The organism is Pseudomonas sp. Marseille-QA0892, assembly GCF_054950135.1.
The window spans coordinates 1,316,402-1,334,034 of the sequence record NZ_CM143104.1 but is presented as its reverse complement, the minus strand read 5'-3'; the positions used below and the strand labels follow the sequence as shown (position 1 = coordinate 1,334,034).

General features: G+C 60.6%; 11 protein-coding genes. 7 read left to right on the top strand and 4 right to left on the bottom strand.

Features of this window, described 5'->3' with window-relative positions:
• Positions 1–110 precede the first annotated feature (110 nt).
• A complete protein-coding gene (locus tag ACY8D3_RS06220; RefSeq protein WP_462382577.1) occupies positions 111–1,937 on the bottom strand; it encodes a glycosyl hydrolase family 28 protein in 1,827 nt (608 codons plus the stop codon).
• Positions 1,938–2,726: 789 nt separating this feature from the next.
• Positions 2,727–3,770, bottom strand: coding sequence for a UDP-glucose 4-epimerase GalE (galE, locus tag ACY8D3_RS06215; RefSeq protein WP_462382575.1), 1,044 nt, complete (start codon positions 3,768–3,770; stop codon positions 2,727–2,729).
• A 283-nt stretch (positions 3,771–4,053) separates the two neighbouring features.
• On the opposite strand from galE, the gene ACY8D3_RS06210 reads away from it, so the two are divergent.
• The 4 genes from ACY8D3_RS06210 to ACY8D3_RS06195 are packed head-to-tail and all read left to right on the top strand — an operon-like array spanning position 4,054 to position 9,363.
• Positions 4,054–5,238 carry a glycosyltransferase family 1 protein gene (locus tag ACY8D3_RS06210; protein WP_462382573.1) on the top strand — a complete coding sequence of 395 codons (1,185 nt, stop codon included), beginning with the start codon at positions 4,054–4,056 and terminating at the stop codon, positions 5,236–5,238.
• A 17-nt stretch (positions 5,239–5,255) separates the two neighbouring features.
• The gene (glf, locus tag ACY8D3_RS06205) at positions 5,256–6,434 is read left to right on the top strand and encodes a UDP-galactopyranose mutase (RefSeq protein WP_462382571.1); all 1,179 of its coding nucleotides are present in this window, start codon (positions 5,256–5,258) and stop codon (positions 6,432–6,434) included.
• Between the two features lie 2 nt (positions 6,435–6,436).
• Positions 6,437–7,579 (top strand): glycoside hydrolase family 1 protein, encoded by a 1,143-nt coding sequence (locus tag ACY8D3_RS06200; protein WP_462382570.1) that lies wholly within the window; start codon positions 6,437–6,439, stop codon positions 7,577–7,579.
• Positions 7,576–9,363: an ABC transporter ATP-binding protein gene (locus tag ACY8D3_RS06195; protein WP_462382568.1), complete on the top strand. Its 1,788-nt coding sequence runs from the start codon at positions 7,576–7,578 to the stop codon at positions 9,361–9,363. The genes ACY8D3_RS06200 and ACY8D3_RS06195 overlap by 4 nt, the downstream gene beginning before the upstream one ends.
• A gap of 916 nt (positions 9,364–10,279) precedes the next feature.
• Here the strand turns inward: ACY8D3_RS06195 and ACY8D3_RS06190 are convergent.
• A complete protein-coding gene (locus ACY8D3_RS06190) occupies positions 10,280–11,197 on the bottom strand; it encodes a LysR family transcriptional regulator (RefSeq protein ID WP_462382566.1) in 918 nt (305 codons plus the stop codon).
• A 138-nt stretch (positions 11,198–11,335) separates the two neighbouring features.
• On the opposite strand from ACY8D3_RS06190, the gene ACY8D3_RS06185 reads away from it, so the two are divergent.
• Complete coding sequence (locus tag ACY8D3_RS06185) at positions 11,336–11,731, top strand: RidA family protein (protein WP_462382564.1); 396 nt, start codon at positions 11,336–11,338, stop codon at positions 11,729–11,731.
• 79 nt (positions 11,732–11,810) lie between these two features.
• On the opposite strand, the gene ACY8D3_RS06180 is transcribed toward ACY8D3_RS06185, so the two are convergent.
• Positions 11,811–12,908 (bottom strand): hypothetical protein, encoded by a 1,098-nt coding sequence (locus tag ACY8D3_RS06180; protein ID WP_462382562.1) that lies wholly within the window; start codon positions 12,906–12,908, stop codon positions 11,811–11,813.
• Between the two features lie 294 nt (positions 12,909–13,202).
• Between ACY8D3_RS06180 and ACY8D3_RS06175 the strand changes: the two genes are divergently transcribed.
• Both ACY8D3_RS06175 and ACY8D3_RS06170 read left to right on the top strand, forming a co-directional pair.
• The gene (locus ACY8D3_RS06175) at positions 13,203–17,012 is read left to right on the top strand and encodes a type III effector HrpK domain-containing protein (protein WP_462382560.1); all 3,810 of its coding nucleotides are present in this window, start codon (positions 13,203–13,205) and stop codon (positions 17,010–17,012) included.
• Positions 17,013–17,121: 109 nt separating this feature from the next.
• Positions 17,122–17,583, top strand: a complete 462-nt coding sequence (locus tag ACY8D3_RS06170; protein WP_462384501.1) for a hypothetical protein — start codon at positions 17,122–17,124, stop codon at positions 17,581–17,583.
• The last annotated feature ends 50 nt before the right edge of the window (positions 17,584–17,633 follow it).

Genomic DNA, 17,633 nt, shown 5'->3' with positions numbered 1-17,633 from the left:
TGTGCTCAGACATCCCGCCGAATCGAAGGCAAAAAAAGCCCCGCCGAAGCGGGGCATCAAACGCACCTACCAAAGAAACACCACTCAGAAGATCCCGCTCATTTGCGCATTCAAATATTCGGTTGAGGCTCAACTCGCTCGAAATCCAGCCCTTCACTACCGGTGATAGCCCATGGATCACCGTCCGCGTCCGAAAAGCTCACATCAGTGAAGCGCGCGTTGCGCAGCCCATCGATCTTTGCACCGGCCTTGCCCTTGAAGCGGACATTCTCGAATGCAACGTTTTCGTGAAACGCATCGTGGGCGCTGTCCCCCTTGACCTGTATCGCGGCCCCAGCGGCATCTTCTATCGTCACATTGGCTACGTGGATGTCGCGAAACTGTCCCGGGACCGTCGAGCGCTTGTAGTCGAGGATCGCGTTGGGGTCGTGATAATCCAGCGTCATGATGACGCCTTGCTTGACTGCGTTGCGGATGGCCGAATCGCGGAACGTCACATTGCGGGCCCCGCCGCCCATGAAGTTGGTGCTTTTCATGCGCAGCCCGGCATCGGTGCCGTCCGATACGTTGTCTTCGGCCAGTATGTTTTGGATCCAGCCGCCGGTGTGGCTACCCGCGACGACCATGCCGTGACCGCGGCGGAAGTAATTGTTGAAGATCCACGCATCTTCCTGGGGCGGCTGCTTCGTCGCATCCGCGCCGGTGCCTGAGGCGAAATTGACGCAGTCATCGCCTGTGTCGAAGAAGTTGTTGAAGACCATGGCGCCCTTGCTATTTGCGAACTCGATACCATCGCCGTTGTTCGCGTCGTAGGTCTTGTGCACCGTATTGGCCATCACCACGTTCTCGGTCTCGAGATTCATGATCCCGTGGTACGCAGGATTCAGTACGGTAAAGCCACCGTAGAACACGTTCTTCACGTTGCGCAGCGTCATGAGCGAGGAACGCATCTGGCCGTAGGCGTCCTTGACGATGATGCCGCGCGCGACGGCCTTCTCCACCTGATCCTTGGCCAGGATGCCGTCTTCCATGTACCGGGTGTTGTCGCTGGCCCGATAGAACGGGAGCGGATTCCCTAATTCGTCACGGGTATCTTCGTTGCGCTTCCAGCCGTTGCCGTCGATGGTGCCTTTCCCAACGATGCGGATGTTCTCGAACGACTGATGCTGGCGCGGGTCGCGCGGCAAGGCGTTGATGAGTGATGCCGGGCGTACCATCGTCGAATAGGGGTACTGAATGTAACCGTCGAGCGGGTAGTCCTCGCTGCGTTCCGAGCCAAGCAACGTCGCGCCCTCGGCCACTTCGAGGGTCATGTTGCTTTTCAGGTACAGCGCGCCTGTCTTGAACACACCAGCAGGGATCAGCACCTTGCAGTTCATCGTGCAGGCATCGATGGCTTTCTGGATGGCTTCCGTGTTCAGCGTCTGGCCGTCACCCTTCGCGCCGTATCGCTCGATATTGAAGAGTTCGGGAATCGCAGTGGTTCGCTGTACAACCGCGGGGCTGTCTTCCGATTCTCGCCCTTGGGCATCAACCGAACGTACTGTGAAGCGATATTCGGTTTCGGGCCTGAGGCCATCGACTGTGAAGTTGTGAATAGCGATGCGGTGGTGGAAGTTGGCAGCGTCCGCCTTGTAGAACGCGTCGATATAGGGCTTGGCAGGCGAATGGCGATCGTTGTTCGCGTTCGCGCTGCCGAGTGGTTTGCCATCCATATACACGCGGTAATCGACGACGCCGTCGGTGTTCTCAGGCTTTTCCCATACCAGCATGATCTGGCTGTGGTCATAGGCCAGTGTGGGAACGAGCACCTTCGGCGGTGCTTCCAGGGCCAACGACGTCGTTGCCCAAAGCAACGTGAGCGGTATGACGACGTACCGAGATGATCGCACCCTGAAGGGCCGCTTGAGGGTTTTTTTAAACATTTGAATGGGCATGATTTTCTTATCTTTATTTTAAACACCGCGACTAACGAGCGCCCGAGTCGACTCCCAGCAACCCAACCGCTCACCTGAAACGCAGCCTAGCTCACATTTTGCGGTATGACAACTTATCAAGTGGTCATACCGCAGAGCGCGTTCAGAATGCGAAATGAGCGTCAAGGCACGACGGGACAGAATGGCGGTGAGCCGGTAAAAGTCGCGTATCGTAGTCAGCCCGGCTATTGGCTTCGGCAGGGCAGCAGCTCGAAGGCCACCCTTGGCGCAGGAGGCGCCCGGTCGGTGCGTCGGGTGGGGGTTTCCCTACGGCGCGGCCTCGCCAGGATTGAGCCTGCGCTGCGCATTGCTTCGTTACGGGGTGCCTCGCTCCATCGTCACTCCGAGGGCAGGACCAGGGCGGCCCCCGACGAAGCGCCATCCATGGTTCTCGCCACTGTCGCGGCTTCCCTGCCACTCACCCCCTATGCACGGTTCCACTCGGCCTGCTGGCGGGGCCCTTACGCGTCGCCCGTAGGAACGCGTCGCTGCTGAAGGGTTAGCATCAGCCCGCCTGGTCCGTAGGGCGGTGAAACCCGCGTATCCTTTTAAGCCGGGCTACACGCTTGGGTGGGTTTAACCGCAAAGGCCCACCCTTTCGTGCAGTGAACCCCTGGGTCGACGCGCACGGCCGCTGGCGTTTCCGGCAGCTGATTCACCTCCACTCCGGCCGTGTCAGTGCAGCTGGGTCTGCGGCCTTACGGCCGAATTATGTTTCGTTTTACGCATCACCGTGCGGACCAGTACATCTCAACTCGCCAGCGCGCGCGCGCGTTCCGAGGCGGTGCGATATCCCTCGGGATTACCCTGTTGCCACCGCCAGGCATCGGCGATCATTTCTGCCAGCCCATGTTTGGCGCGCCAGCCCAGCTCGCGCTCGGCTTTCCCGGGGTCTGCCCAACATTGAGCAATGTCCCCCGCGCGCCGCGGCGCCATACGGATTGGCAACGTCTGGCCCGTCACGTGCTCGAAGGTTCGCACCATGTCCAGAACGGAATAGCCCTGCCCCGTACCCAGGTTCCAGACCGAAACGCCTGGTACGTTGGAGAGCCGTTCGAGCGCACCGAGATGCCCCTTGGCCAGATCGACCACGTGGATGTAATCCCGAACGCCCGTGCCGTCGTGCGTGGCGTAGTCATTGCCGAAGACAGATAGCCGCGGAAGCCGACCCACTGCTACCTGAAGCATGTAGGGCAGCAGATTGTTCGGTATGCCGTGCGGGTCCTCGCCGATAAGGCCGGACGGATGCGCACCGATAGGATTGAAATACCGCAGGATGCCGATCGACCAACGTGGATCAGACGTGGCCAAGGCCTTCAGCACGTTTTCGGCCATCAGCTTGGATTGGCCATAGGGATTGGTCGGAATCCCCGTCGGGCAGTCCTCACGGATCGGCATGCTTACCGATTCCCCGTACACCGTAGCGGATGAACTGAACACCAATCGGAACACGCCCGCGTCCGCCATGGCCTGGCAAAGCGCGATGGTCCCCGCGACATTGGTTTCGTAGTACCGCAGTGGCTCGCGGACGCTTTCGCCGACCGCTTTGAGCCCTGCGAAGTGCAGCACTGCGTCAATGGGGTGGCGTGCGAATACCTCATCCAGCAAAGCGCGATCTCGGATGTCGCCCTCGATGAAAACCGGTTCATGACCGGTGATCTGCGCTACCCGCTGCAGCGATGCACTCGAAGCATTGCAAAGGTTGTCGAGCACGACGACCTCATGGCCTGCCGAGAGAAGCTCGAGCACCGCATGGGACCCAATATAGCCGGCCCCTCCTGTCACAAGAATCATGCATACCTCCGTCGAGCGTTACCGTCGCCTCTGGCTATTCGCTCCTGCGGTACGGCGGCAGGATGCTGTGTCGGGGTTACCGACCCGTGGAATAACGACGAACCGAGTCGGCGTGGAGTTCAACCGATGAGATGAGCGCGATGTCACCTTTCAGCCGAGCCGTGGAACTGCCACACGATCGATACCGTCCATTTGTGCGAGCCATGAAACGCCTCGTAGGTTCAAGCGAAGCGGCCCGTGTGGCGCGGGTTTACGCTGTATTCAAGGATCAGGAGAAGAACCCATGAGCTGGGCTGGACCTCATCAAGATGCAATCGGGAAGTCCGCGCACCCGCGGCCGGATGTGACGGTCACTTATGACCCGCAACGCCCTACCTTGCTTTGCCTTTCCCACCTGCGCTGGAGCTTCGTGTACCAGCGCCCGCAGCATCTGATGGCGCGCTTTGCGCGGCATTACAACGTACTGTTTTTCGAAGAGCCGATTCCAGACGCGGGGGATGAACCGCATCTTGAGGTGCGCCCTGACGAAGACGGCGTCCAGGTGCTCGTCCCGCATCTGCCGGCCGGGATCACGAGCGAGGCGACAGATAACGCCTTGCGGATGCTGCTGGATGAGTACCTCGCCAGCCTCGGCGTGACCGAGCCGCTATTGTGGTACTACACGCCCATGAGCCTAAGCTTTAGCGCTCATCTGCCGCGCCGGGTCACGATCTACGACTGCATGGACGAGCTTTCGGCGTTCCGCGGCGCACCGCCCGCACTGGTAGAGCGGGAGCGCGAATTGCTGGCCCAGGCAGACGTGGTCTTTACCGGGGGTGTCAGCATCTGGGAGGCCAAGCGGCAGTTGCACGACAATGCCCACGCGTTTCCGAGCAGTGTCGACATCGCACACTTCGCCGCCGCCCGGCAGCATCCGGCGGATCCACCGGACCAGGCCGCCATCCCGCATCCCCGCCTGGGTTTCTATGGCGTCATTGACGAGCGTTTCGACATCGACTTGCTAAGTGAGGCCGCAACACTGCGCCCTGAATGGCAATTCGTGATGATCGGCCCGGTCGTAAAGATCGATCCGGCATCGCTGCCGCGCCAGCCGAACATCCACTACCTCGGCGGCAAAACCTATGACGACCTGCCCCGCTATCTGGGCGGCTGGGACGTGGCGCTCATGCCATTTGCGCTGAACGAATCCACACGGTTCATAAGCCCCACCAAGACACCCGAATACCTCGCAGGGGGTTGCCCGGCCGTTTCCACTGCCATCACCGATGTCGTCCGTACTTACGGCGAAAGCGGTGTGGTGCGCATCGTGGACAGTGCCCAAAGCTTCGTCGACGCCTGTGCCGAAATGATGGACAAGGCAGCCGATCGTGAGCAGTTCCTGGCAGAAGCCGACCGCACCCTGGGCGATATGTCCTGGGATCAGACTCAAGCGCGCATGAACGAGGTGATCGAAAAATGTCTACGCTGAACAGGGAAGAAAACGGAATGACATCTTCACGTCGCGGCTTTGACTACCTCATCGTAGGTGCCGGTTTTGCCGGCAGCGTACTCGCAGAACGGCTTGCCGCCGGCCTGGGCAAGCGCGTGCTTGTCGTGGACCGCCGCCCCCACATCGGTGGCAATGCCTACGACCATTACGACGATGCCGGCGTACTCGTACACCGCTATGGCCCGCACATTTTCCACACCAATTCGGAGCGCATCGTCGAATACCTCTCGCGCTTCACTGAATGGCACCCCTACGAGCATCGCGTTCTGGCCGTGGTCGACGGGAAACAGGTGCCTATCCCGATCAACCGCACGACGCTCAATGCACTCTACGGGCTATCGCTTCAAACCGATGAGGAAGCAGCGGAATACCTGGCCTCCCGGGCGGAGCCGGTGGAAACCATCCGCACCAGTGAAGACGTAGTCGTCAATCAGATTGGACGCGAGCTGTACGAGAAGTTCTTTCGCGGTTACACCCGCAAGCAGTGGGCGCTGGATCCTTCCCAGCTCGACAAGTCAGTCACCTCGCGCGTCCCTACCCGCACCAATACTGATGATCGCTACTTCATCGACACCTTCCAGCAGATGCCGCTTCATGGCTACACGCGGATGTTCGAACGCATGCTGGATCACCCGAACATCAAGGTGATGATCAACACTGACTATCGCGAAATACGCGAAGAGGTGCAGTACGACCACCTCGTCTACTGCGGGCCGATCGATGAATACTTTGATTACCGCTTCGGCAAGCTTCCGTACCGCTCCCTCCGCTTCCGCCACGAGACACTTGAGCAGTCGCGTTTCCAGCCGACCGGCACGGTCAATTACCCATCCGAAGAGGTGCCCTACACCCGCATCAGCGAGTACAAGCACCTCACCGGACAGGAACACGAGAAGACCAGCATCACGTACGAATTTCCGGCCGACGAAGGCGACCCCTACTACCCCATCCCGCGGCCGGAAAATGCCGAGCGCTACAAGCAGTACGAGGCGCTGGCGAAGGACACACCCAACGTGATCTTTCTCGGCCGCCTCGGCACCTACAAGTACTACAACATGGACCAGGTCGTCGGGCAGGCGCTTGCGGCATACAAGCGCATCGAGGAAGCCGAGCGAGGGCCGGCGCCGGGCGAGAGTGCCGAACACAGCAAGAGCCTGGCCGAGCAGGCACCCTGACCATGCACCTGCCTTACGTTTTCGACAGCTTCTTCATGGGCGGCTTCGAATGCTCGACCCATCGACGCGGCGACGGGCGGCGGCTTGATCTCATCGCCGCTACGGCGCATGACCGTTGGGCGAGTAGTGATTACGTCACCCTTGCCGAACACGGCCTTCGAAGCGTAAGGGACGGGCTGCGCTGGCATTTGATCGAAACCACGCCCGGCCAGTACGACTGGTCGAGCTTCCTGCCGCAGCTTCGCGCGGCGAATCAGGCCGGTGTACAGGTGATCTGGGACCTGTGCCACTACGGCTGGCCCGACGACATCGACATCTGGCGGCCGGCGTTCGTTGAGCGCTTTGCCCGCTTCGCTCGGGAAGCGGCTCGGGTCATTGTGGAGGAAACGGACCGGCCGGCGTTCTATTCGCCGATCAACGAAATCTCGTTCTGGTCCTGGGCCGGCGGAGACGTTGGCCACTTCAGTCCGCTCGGTCGCGGGCGCGGGTTCGAACTCAAGCATCAACTGGTGCGAGCCAGCATTGCTGCCATTGAGGCAATCCGTGAAGTCGATTCGCGATCACGGTTCGTGCAGACCGATCCGGTCATCAACGTGATACCGAGCAACAACCGCCCCGAAGTCCAGGGCGAGGCCGAGCGCTTCCGACTATCGCAGTACGAGGCGTGGGACATGCTTTGCGGCAACCAATGGCCCGGCCTCGGCGGCCGGCCGGAATACCTCGACATCCTCGGCTTGAATTACTACTCCGATAACCAGTGGTTTCTGGGAGGCGACACAATCTGGCGCGGTGATCCCAACTATCGTCCGTTCAGCGGCATCCTCGCTGAACTCTACCGTCGCTATCGCCGCCCCCTGCTGATTGCCGAAACCGGTGCCGAAGGCGACGCGCGCGCGGACTGGTTTGACTATGTCGCAAACGAAGTGCACCTCGCGTTGCAGCGTGGAATTCCAATCGAAGGAATCTGCCTGTATCCGGTGCTCGACTATCCCGGCTGGGAGAATGACCGCCATTGCGAAACAGGGCTCCTGGGTTACCCCGACGCGCTTGGTCAACGCCCTGCCCATGGCCCATTGGCAGAAGCACTGCAGCGCCAACGTCAGCGCTTCGATGGTCTGAACGATACCCTGGCGATGACACTATGAGTAACGAAACGGCACGGTCGTCAGACGGCGCAGTGGAACTGCCACGGCGGCCGATAGCGTTTCTCATGTACTACGTCCGCCGACGCCCCTGGCATTTCGGCGGTATGTTCCTGCTCGTTATTGGCGCTGCCAGCTGCGCTGTCGCGGTGCAATACGGCATGAAACTGCTGGTCGATGCCATGGCCGAACCCGACCGCGCACGCGCGGCGGTATGGATGCCACTAGGGCTGTTCATGGGCTTGATCGTAGCCGAGAACATCTTTTGGCGTCTCGGTGGCTGGCTGGGCTGCAGGACGGTCGTGGCAAGCTGCGTTGATTTGCGCGTAGACCTTTTCAAGTACCTTACCGGGCACCCGATGCGGTACTTCACCGAGCATTTCGCGGGCTCGCTGGGCAATCGGATCTCGGCTGCAGGCGGCGCTGCCGGCGCGCTTTATGGTGGGCTTGTATGGAAAATCATGCCGCCTTGCGTGGACTTTCTCGGCGCCGTCATCGTGCTGTTTGCGGTGCACTGGCAGATGGCATGGGCGCTGATCGCGTTCGTTGCCGTGGTTGCGGCGATCATTACCCTGTTCGGCATTCGCGGCCGTGCCAAGCACCAACGGTTTGCGGCACAGTCAGCGCGTGTAGGCGGCGAGCTGGTCGATGTCGTCTCCAATGTCTGGACAATCAAAGCCTTCTCGGCACGACACCGGGAAAGCCAGCGGCTTGCCCAGGAAATTGGAATCGAGGCGCAGGCCCAGCGCCGCAGCTGGCTGTATCTGGAAAAAGCCCGTGTCATCCACGACATATGCCTGTCGATCATGGCCGGCGGCATGCTGATCTGGGCCATCCAGCTTTGGATCGCGGGCACGCTGACAGCCGGTGACGTCGTCATGGTAAGCGCGCTTACATTCCGCATCCTTCATGGCTCGCGAGACCTCGCGCTCGCGCTGGTGGACGCCGTGCAGCAGCTAAGCGCCATCGAGGAAACCCTGGGGATCATCATCCAGCCGCACGGTCTGGACGATCCCGAGCCGCCACTCGCGTTGTCCCGTGGCGACATCCAATTCAAGGGCGTGGGCTTCGCCTATCCCGACGGCCGCCGGGTATTCGAGAACTTCGACCTGCACGTGCCGCTGGGGCAGAAAGTGGGAATCGTCGGCCAGTCGGGTGCTGGCAAGTCCACGCTCATCAGCCTGATCCAGCGGCTGGACGATGTGGATCAGGGCGCCATTCTCATCGACGGCCAGAACATCAGCGAAGTCAGCCAGGACAGCCTCCGAGCGCGCATGGCGGTGGTCCCCCAGGAAGCAGCCCTGTTCAATCGGAGCATCCGAGAGAACATCCGCTATGGTCGACCGGACGCGACGGACGCCGAAGTCGAGGCAGCGGCGCGGCACGCATTCTGCGACGGCTTCATCCGCGAACTTCCGCAGGGTTATGACACGCTCGTGGGTGAGCGCGGCGTGATGCTCTCCGGCGGCCAGCGCCAGCGCCTGGGCATTGCACGCGCCTTCCTGAAGGATGCACCGATCCTGATTCTCGACGAAGCGACGTCAGCCCTAGACACTCAATCCGAAGCCGAAATCCAGGCCGCCCTGGACAACCTGATGCAGGGACGAACCGTGCTGGCAGTCGCTCATCGCCTGTCGACCCTGGCGTCGTTCGACCGGATCGTCGTGCTCGAAAATGGCCGTATCGTCGAGGACGGCCCGCCCGATCGGCTTCGTAAACAGGGCGGTATCTTCGAGCGCCTGTGGCAGATCCAGCTCGAAGGGATCAAGACCGCGCCGACTGCGTGAGCGACGTAGCACCGTAGGGTGGGTTAGCAAAGCGTAACCCACCGAATGGCCGGCATTGACGCTGTCGTCATGTGGGCTGGACACCACCCGCCGGGGCGCGTTTCCTGTATCGAGCCAATAGACCGCGGACCGTGCCGGTCGAGGTAAACGGTGGAAGCCCTGCGGGATTCCACCCTACCCGGCTTCTTGTACCACGGACCGGGCCCGTGCAGACGCCGCATGACGGGCCCCTTCAGAAGGCCGAGCGGAATCGTTGCGTAGAGGATTGAGCGGCATGGATGCCGCGAAAGCGACGCCGGGCCAGGGAGGGCCCGTCGTCGGGGGCCCTCGGAGCGGCGATGGAGCGAGGGAACCCGAAACGAAGCAGCGCGTAGTGCCGGGCCGTATGCAGGGGTGGCCTTCTTTTGGGTTACGTTTTCTTGGCCATGCAAGAAAAGGTAACTCGGCCTTAAGGGCCGAAACCCAAACGTCCAAACAACGCGGTGATGGATAGACCCTTACCCGTCTCAAGACTGAAGCGGCGGGTTGCACCCGCCCTGCGGTCAGAGCGCTTGCTGAACGAATGAAAAGTCGAGCCTAGAAAGGCAAGCAGATCGTCTGCGCCGCCATGCGCAAACTGCTAACCATCGCTTACGGCGTACTCAAATCCTGCATGCCGTTCGATCCAAATTTAGCAGTGTAGGGTGGGTTAGCGAAGCGTAACCCACCAAATGGCCGGCACCGACGCTGTCGTCATGTGGGCTGGACACTGCCCGCAGGGGCGCGCACTTTACCTCTATCGACCCGACACCGCGTATCGTGCCAGCCGAGGTAAACGGTGGAAGCCCTGTGGGATTCCACCCTACGAACACTGCAGCATTCCACCCCAATAAACAGGTAGTCAGAGAGCTTCCGCTGGCAGGCTTATTCGAACTGACTACCGAGCCCGAACCGGTGCGATCTCAGCGATCAATTCCGCCATCCAATCAATGAACACCCGCAGCTTGCGACTCACATGCCGGTTGGGTGGGTACGCCACATAAAGCGGCATCGGCTCGACGTGCCAATCCTCGAACAACGGCACAAGCTCACCGCGCTCGACGTGTACCTGGCTCATGTAAGTCGGCAACCAGATAACCCCCAGCCCCGCCACGCCCGCCGCCAGGTACGCATTTCCCTCGTCGACCGTCAGGCTGCAGCGACTCGCCACGGTGAAGCGCTCATCGCCTCGATGCAGTTCGTAGGACATGATCTTGCCGGTGCGGGCCCAGTAGTAACCCACGATCCGATGATGATCGTCGGCCAGCTCACTCGGATGATGCGGTATGCCCACACGGGCCAGATAACCTGGCGCCGCATAGACGCCAAGCGGCAGATCGCCGACCTGCCTTGCCACCAGCGAAGGATGCGTCGGCACACCACCGCGCACAACGCAATCGACGTTGTCCACGACCATGTCGACGAGCCTGTCGCTCGCGCCAATATGCAGGTGCAACTCTGGATAACGCGCCTGAAAAGCTGGCAGCGCAGGCATCAGGATCCGGCTGGCAAAGGGGCTCGGAACATCAATGCGCAGGCGCCCGCGCGGCTCATGCGCGCTTGCCGAGAGACCTGTTTCGGCATCGTCCAGATCCGCCAGCAGCCGGATGACCCGCTCGTAATACGCGGCACCGTCCTCGGTAACTCGGACTTGCCGTGTGGTGCGGTGCAGGAGTTTGACCCGCAGTCGGCTTTCAAGCTGCTGGATGAGCTGCGTCACGCTCGCACGGTTCAACTGTAGCGTTTCGGCAGCCCGCGTGAAGCTCCCCGCTTCGACCACACGCGCAAAGGCCTGCATGGCAGCGATGCGATCCATGACGCACTCCTGAAGGGTTGAATTGTTTGGATACTACAAACAATGTTGTCCGCCCTTCTCGATTTATTCTCGCCACGGCGCGCCTTAGCTTGACCTCCTTATAACGCAACGTGCGCCCCGCGCATCAGGAGGTTTTCCATGGCACGCGATGTCGTGTTTCCCACTGGCCGTCAGGCACTCTATGAACGCAACCGCTACTCACCCGCCGTACGCTCGAATGGTTTCCTGTTCGTGTCCGGCCAGGTAGGCAGCCGCGAAGATGGCTCACCCGAGCCCATCCTCGAGGACCAGGTGCGCCTGGCGTTCGAGAATCTGAACAACGTCCTGAACGCCGCCAGCTGTACGTTCGATGATGTCGTCGACGTGACCGTGTTTCTCGTCGACCCAGAGTCCATATTCGAACGGGTATGGCAGGTGGTACCTGGATACTGGGGCGAAGCGCCCTTCCCCAACATAACGTGCGTGGGCGTCACCTGGCTGTACGGCTTCCAGTTCGAGATCAAGGTGGTTGCGAAGGTGCCCCAGCTGCCGTGAATGAGGGACGCGTGAGTGCTAGGATAGACGCTCACGGACTCGTAATCATGTGGCAGCCGCCGATGGTTCCCCTGCTTCGCTACGCGGCCTCACTTGAGCGTCCAAAGCCATCCGACGCGCTCGCGGCGATCTGCGCGGCGAGCGCACTGGCTTTCGCGAAGGTGGCGATCCCGCCTCTTGGTCCGGCGCTGTCAGCATTATCCGGCTCATCCGCATAGACCGCAGATACGGCGGACACCCAGAGCCGGTCGCCAATCCGCTCATGCGCTTCCCGGGCAAGTGCCTTGGCGTGCTCACTATCCGAATCCGAGTTTGCCCCGCTCACCAGGCCCAGTGACAACACCTTGTAGCCGTGGATCCTGTCCAGCACCCGGACCAGACGTGAATAATCCCCTTCGATATCCACGTGCAGCCCGTCGACGGGCAGGCTCGCTGCAAGTCCCAGGTTCGCATCGAGCTTGCCGAATCCACAGGCAACCAGCTTCTTCAATGGCTCTTTCTGCAGAAGGTTGTAGGCGCGCTCATAGGCAGACGTCCAGGCCGGCGGCAAATCCTGGGTCAGCAGTGGCTCATCGATCTGTACCCACTCCACGCCCTGCTCCGCAAAACGTGTAAACAGCGTCCCATAGACCGGCAGCAGTCGATCCAGCAATCCAAGCACATCGTCCTGACTGCTGCACGCCTGGCCAAGCCAGAGATAGGTAAGCGGCCCGAGCACCACCGGCTTCACGGCGTAGCCTAACGCTCGAGCCTGTTCGACCTCCTGCAACAGCGCAGCCGGCTTCAATCCGAATTGCGCGTCCGCCGTAAGCAGCGGCGGGACCAGTTCCATCGCGGTGTTGAACCAACGGCCCAGTGCCCCACGCTTGGCCGCGTTCGCATGAACCTCAAGCAACGTGGCGAGTGGGCATTCTTCCTCAACGACTCGGCCAGCGGAAGGCAGCGCACCCACCAGCGCGGAATGGGCCAGGACCGGGTCTCGCCAAGTAAAGTCACCCACGGTCACGAACGCATGGCCAGCATCATATTGCGCCTTCCAATGGCGTGTACGGATGGCGTCTCCGATAGCCTGTAGTCGCTGCTCATCCAGCTGCCCGTGCCGATAGGCGTCGATTGCGCGCTCCAGCGCACGCCCGCTACCCAAACCCCAGATGCCCAACCCATGCGCCAATGCCATTGCCTACTCCTTGATTCTCAATGGTGTCATTGTCGGGCGGAACGCCAACATGAAACAAACTCAGTCTTTTCAAGACGATCACAAGTTTCTCTCAACAGCACCGGTAGGCCTGCCCAAAAGTGCAGCGGCCAATGTCATCGTATTTTCATCGCAACGCGTTTTGATGGAGCTACGTACCGGATGCTTGTCGCGTCCAGTGCCCACCCATCACCAGTCCAGTCAGTAGCGAGCGATACGTTTGCGTGATCGCTCCGGTAGTCACTGTTTTTTCTGGTCCACACAGAAGGAAAGACAATGACCGTCGGCGCGCTGAACAACAGGACGAACAACAAGAACGACTCTTCCGAAAAAGACTGGGGCTCCGCCGTCGAGGAAGCCGAGCGGGTGGGAATTCGCTGGGAGCGACCCGAAGGTGATGACCGTTCGGCCAAGGACATCATCAACGATGACCCAGTGCTGAAGAATCTGGATAACCGCGAAAAGGCGCGGGACATGCTCAAGGAGCAAGTCGGCGATTTCACGAAGGACGCGGACGCTGCCTACCGCGCGTCACAGGTCCTCGAACACATTGAGACCTTCAACGCCAACGGCGATCGCCAGGCCGGGAAGGATGTGCGCAACGGGCGGATCGATGGCTATACCAGCCAGAGCCACGCCAAACACGGTACCGAAGCGGGTCGCCTAAAGGACTTCGGCAAGGACGGTTTCTCCAACCTCAAGGGGGTACTGAACCCGGAAGCGTCGGTGGGTAATGACAAGAAAGCCCGCGAGGCAGCCGAATCGGTCGGAATCCAGTGGGAACTGCCTGAAGGCGATAAACGCTCCGCGCAGGACATCCTCGACGACGATCCTCTGCTGAAGAACCTCGGCAACCAGAGCGACGTGAAGAAGATGCTCAAGGAGCGTGTCGGTGATTTCGAAAAGGATGCGAACGCCGCCCACCGCGCCAGCCAGGTGCTCCGCCATATCGAACGCTTCGACAAGGATGGCAACCGCGTCGCAGGCAATACGGTTGACGATGGCAAGATCAACGGTTTCACCAAGAGCGGCGAAGCGAAGCCAAACACCGAAGCCGGTCGCCTGCAGGATTTCGGCAAACATGGCTTTGAAAACCTCAAGGGCGACCTGGGGCAACACACCTCCGCGGCCGACGACAAAAAGGCACGCGAGCAGGCCGAAGCGCTGGGCATCCAGTGGGAACGCCCCGAAGGTGATGATCGCTCGGCCAAGGACATCCTCAAAGAGAATCCGCTGCTCGAGAACCTGGGCAACCAGAGCGGCGTGAAGGACATGCTCAAGGACCGTGTTGGCGACTTCGAGAAGGACGCCGACGCTGCCTTCCGAGCGGTTCAGGTTCTACAGCATGTCGAACAACTCGACGGGAATGGCAACCGGATAGCCAGCAAGGACATTGGCAACGATCGGATCGACGGCTTCACCAAGGGCAAGGAAGCCAAACCCAACACCGAGGCCGGACGCCTGCAGGATTTCGGCAAGGAGGGCTTCTCGGCACTCAAGGGCAAACTTGTGGACCAGTCCAGCGTTGGCAGCGACAAGCAGGCTCGGGAAGCGGCCGAGAAAGCCGGGATCGTCTGGGAGCGCCCGGAGGATGACAAGCGCTCGGCCAAGGACATTCTCGATGACCATCCGCTGCTGGCCAATCTCGGGAATCAGAGCGGCGTAAAGGACATGCTCAAGGATCGCGTCGGTGATTATGAAACCGACGCGGACGCGGCATTTCGCGCAGTGCAGGTTCTGGACCGCGTCACGATGTTCGACGAAAACGGCAAGGCACTCAGCGGAAAGGACGCCTTCAACGACCGTATCGATGGCTTCACCAAGAGCGGCGAAGCCATACATGGCACAGAGGCCGGACGCCTGCAGGATTTCGGCAAGGAGGGTTTTTCCGTCCTGCCAGGCCTGAAGAAGACCGACGACATCAGCAGCTACAAGGACTACCTGAAGGCCAACCCGGATGCCGACGACGCATCGAAACTGGTCACCAAGTATTCAGCCATCCTATTGGAAAACTACGACGCGATCGTAGGCAAGACCGAGGCAGGCAAATACCTTACTGCTGATGCGCTGCAGGAATACAAGGAAAAGAACACCCACCTCAGCGACGAGGTCAAGGATGCGTTGGATTTCTGGTCTCAACCCGGCGCATTCGAGATGCTCGACACCGCCAAGCATTCCCTGGCTCAAAAGCCCGACGGTGACGTTAGCAAGGGCGATATCCAGGCCTGGATGAAAGATTCGGCGCCCAAGGATGCACCGTCCCTGATGGGTATGCTTTCGGAGGTCGCAGACCGCAATCTGTTGTCCAAAATCGACACTGGCAAGTTCGACAAGGACATCCTGGAGAACCCGGACAAGTATTCGGCCGAGGACAAGGCCGCGGTTCTCTATGAGCTGATGAATGCACAGTCGCTGATCATCGAGGGTGGCAGCGCGGGCATGTGGCGTGACGACAAATCCAAGGTGACCATCGCCAACAGGGTTCGTACCCATCCGGACCCAGAGAAGCTGCTCGAGGATGTCAACAAGAACATCGCCATTCTGCAGGCCGATCAGGACGTAGCCAAATACCTGGACGAGCGCGGCACGAAGGAACTGCAGGACGTCGTCAACGGCAACGACACGTTGAAGGCAGCGCTCGAGGACACCTACACGTCCGAGATCAAGTCAGGCAAGGCGCTGGACGACCTTTGGAGCGAAAAGGAAAAGGACGGTGACGTCAAGCAGCAGGAAGTGCTCGCTGAATTCGCCGGCACGGCCAGCCAATTCCAACGGGCGTTGGGGATCGAGAAACCAGCCGAATTGCAGGAAGCCGTGAAGAACTCGGATCACAACGGTGAGCTGGAAGACTTCTATAAGGACTGGCTGGTTTCAGGGGACCGGATGACCCAGTTGCTGGGCAGCAGCTCCGTGGAAGAAGCGACCAGCGCCTTCAGCATGGAAGTGGCGCTGTACAACGCGATGCTCGACCCCAACCTTACCGCCAAGCACGACGCCAAGCTCGAAGAGAACTTCACGAAGATTGCTCAGGAAAATGCCTTCAAGGACGCCAGCTTCGAAGACCTGAAGAAAGCCTTTGGCGTCGATGGTGGCGACGAACTCGATGAAGAGAAAGTCGAGGCGCTGATCGAGGAGGTTCGGTCCAGCAACCCAGAGCTACTGGTCAACCAGGACGGTACGGTCGCCACGGGTCAGACGGTACTGGCAAGTGTCCGCGGCTACTGGGATCTCCTGCGCCAAGGGACCAAGACCCTCGACAAGCTCAACCTTTTCGATAAGACCGCAAAGCTTGACGGCTTCCTCAAGAATACGTCGGACAGGGGCGTCATGCACGGCGTCAGCGGCGTATTCATGGCGGGCCTGACGATTGCGAGAGGCGCCGAAGCCAAGGGCAACCTGACGGACAAGCAGATCGTGGATATCACGAACGGCTCGGTACAGGCAGCCACATTGCTGACTGAAGGCGGCTCAAAGGCCTTCCAGAAATACCTCAAGGACGCAGGACCAAAACTTGAAGCGGCGGCCCGTGCACGGCCTGGAGACGGCGCCGTCCAGCGAGCACTGAAGATGACCCTGTCTTCAACGACAGATCTGCAGAAGTCCCTGACCAACGTCGCCAAGACCTTCGAAGACTCCGCCAAGGGCCTGGGCGGCATGGCCGGCATCGCCATGGGCGCCTATGGGATCTTCGACGGCGTACAGGCCATTCGCAAGGGCGAAAAGCTCACGGGTGGCATGGGCATCACGGCAAGCTCCTTTGGTCTCATGGCAGGCCTTGCCACGACTGCCGAGGCCGGCGCGTCGTTGACCGGCCTTGCGAGCAGCTCCAGTGCACGCGTCGCCGCAATCGCTGCGCGTCTGCCAGCCGTCGCAGGAGGCCTTGGCTTCGTGGCCGCAGGCGTCGGCATCATTGCCGCCGTCGTCCCCGCTATCGTCAACGAAGTGAAGCAGGAAAACCGCGTCGGCAAATTCGCGGACCTGCTGAGCGACCACCTGACGAAGTATGAAATCGATGGCGTAGAAAACGGCGATTACTTCGACGTACCGGAGGACGCCTGGCCGGAGGACACGAGCTCCATCGCGTAACGGGCCTTTAACTGCTCGGCATGCCATTTGAACGGCGTCCGGCCTGTATCAAATTGAACGGGTCGGCGTCCGGATAGCTGTGACATTCATAAGCCAAGGAGAGACACCGATGTCCACGACCGTTCCATCGACAGGCGTAACGCCACCCGCGCAGAGCAACGCAGCCCTCTTCGACCAGAAGCTGAACATCGCGCGGTCGAGCAAGATCATTGCCGATTACCTGCGACAGGAAGGCAAGTCGGCGATCCACGCAAGCCAGCTAAGCCAGCTGGCCGAAAACGCCAAGGGCTCCGTACCGGCGGACGTCTCGGCGGCGGCGGCCTACATGGTGGCCCATCCAGACGTCTACACCGCGATCGAAACTCACGATGTACCGGGCGCAGACGGCCTGTCCGGTGTCTGGAATTTCGATTGGGCCGCGAAGGGCGGACTCGAGGGCACCGCGGTGGAAGCCATTGCCGCCATGCAGGATGCCTTCGACCGGGCCATCGGCCAATCCGCGAAGATCACCGAAATCACCACTGGAAAAAAGACCGAACTCGACGCGACCAAGCAACGCCCGAGCAACTGATGTAAAAGGCCCTCGCGTGTCCCGCGGGGGCCTGCGCCCTACTCGCCCAT

Excerpts from the sequence above, each read along its gene's own strand:
- ACY8D3_RS06220 (WP_462382577.1), bottom strand. The coding sequence starts at position 1,937 with ATGCCCATTCAAATGTTTAAAAAAACCCTCAAGCGGCCCTTCAGGGTG.
- galE (WP_462382575.1), bottom strand. The coding sequence starts at position 3,770 with ATGATTCTTGTGACAGGAGGGGCCGGCTATATTGGGTCCCATGCGGTG.
- ACY8D3_RS06210 (WP_462382573.1), top strand. The coding sequence starts at position 4,054 with ATGAGCTGGGCTGGACCTCATCAAGATGCAATCGGGAAGTCCGCGCAC.
- glf (WP_462382571.1), top strand. The coding sequence starts at position 5,256 with ATGACATCTTCACGTCGCGGCTTTGACTACCTCATCGTAGGTGCCGGT.
- ACY8D3_RS06200 (WP_462382570.1), top strand. The coding sequence starts at position 6,437 with ATGCACCTGCCTTACGTTTTCGACAGCTTCTTCATGGGCGGCTTCGAA.
- ACY8D3_RS06195 (WP_462382568.1), top strand. The coding sequence starts at position 7,576 with ATGAGTAACGAAACGGCACGGTCGTCAGACGGCGCAGTGGAACTGCCA.
- ACY8D3_RS06190 (WP_462382566.1), bottom strand. The coding sequence starts at position 11,197 with ATGGATCGCATCGCTGCCATGCAGGCCTTTGCGCGTGTGGTCGAAGCG.
- ACY8D3_RS06185 (WP_462382564.1), top strand. The coding sequence starts at position 11,336 with ATGGCACGCGATGTCGTGTTTCCCACTGGCCGTCAGGCACTCTATGAA.
- ACY8D3_RS06180 (WP_462382562.1), bottom strand. The coding sequence starts at position 12,908 with ATGGCATTGGCGCATGGGTTGGGCATCTGGGGTTTGGGTAGCGGGCGT.
- ACY8D3_RS06175 (WP_462382560.1), top strand. The coding sequence starts at position 13,203 with ATGACCGTCGGCGCGCTGAACAACAGGACGAACAACAAGAACGACTCT.
- ACY8D3_RS06170 (WP_462384501.1), top strand. The coding sequence starts at position 17,122 with ATGTCCACGACCGTTCCATCGACAGGCGTAACGCCACCCGCGCAGAGC.